This is a genomic window from Inquilinus limosus MP06, assembly GCF_000767795.1.
Lineage (GTDB): Bacteria > Pseudomonadota > Alphaproteobacteria > DSM-16000 > Inquilinaceae > Inquilinus > Inquilinus limosus_E.
Window position 1 is genome coordinate 1 of sequence record NZ_JANX01001080.1, and the last position, 899, is coordinate 899.

The window sequence follows — 899 nt, forward strand, 5'->3', positions numbered from 1 at the left end:
GAGGGCGTCGAGGCCGGGACCAGCCCTCACCCGGCCGTCCTGCGGACGTCCGACCTCTCCCGCGTCCGGCGGGAGAGGCAATGCGAAGACGCTCGACGTTCTCTCAGCCCGCTTGGAAGCCTGAGGTGATCCAACCTCAATTCATTCCGCTCTAGGCGCTCAGCGGCCCACCGCCAGGCTGGCGACGTCCTGCCATTGCTCCCAGCCGGCAAGCCGCTTCTGGTACTCGGCCCGCATCATCTCCAGATTGTGCGGGCCGAAGAACACCCGCAGCGGCGGCTCGGCCGCGTCGACGACGCGCAGGATGGCCGCGCCGCTGGCGCCCGGATCGGCGAATTCGGCGTCGCGCCAGCGCTGCAGCCGCCCGGCGCGGATCTCGTCATAGGCGGCGATCGGCCCGGCATGCACCATCGACCCGCCCTTCCAGTCGGTGGCGTAGCCGCCGGGCTCGACCAGCGTGACATGGATGCCGGTGCCGGCCAGCTCGCCCTGCAGCGCCTGGCTCAGCCCCTCCAGCGCCCATTTCGAGGCGTGGTACAGGCCCAGCATCGGGAAGGCGTTGACCCCGCCGACCGAGGATATCTGGATGATGTGGCCGGACCCCTGCGCCCGCAGGACCGGCAGCGCCGCCTGGGTCACCCACAGCGCGCCGAACAGGTTGGTCTCGATCTGCGCCCGGGCCTGCGCCTCGCTGACCTCCTCGACCGCGCCGAGCAGGCCGTAGCCGGCGTTGTTGACCACGACGTCCAGCCGGCCGAACCGCTCCCGCGCCGTCGCCACCGCCGCGAAGACGGCGGCCCGGTCGGTCACGTCCAGCCGGATCGGCGCGACCTGGGCGCCGTGGTCGTGCACCAGGCCGCAGAGGCTGGAGATGTCGCGGGCCGTGGCCGCGACCCGGT

The 899-nt window shown here is 72.3% G+C and carries 1 protein-coding gene; it reads right to left on the reverse strand.

Annotation, left to right across the window (positions count from 1 at the left end):
- Positions 1-159 precede the first annotated feature (159 nt).
- Positions 160-899 (reverse strand): SDR family NAD(P)-dependent oxidoreductase (locus P409_RS35315; protein WP_034849792.1); only part of this gene is annotated, 740 nt, incomplete at its 5' end.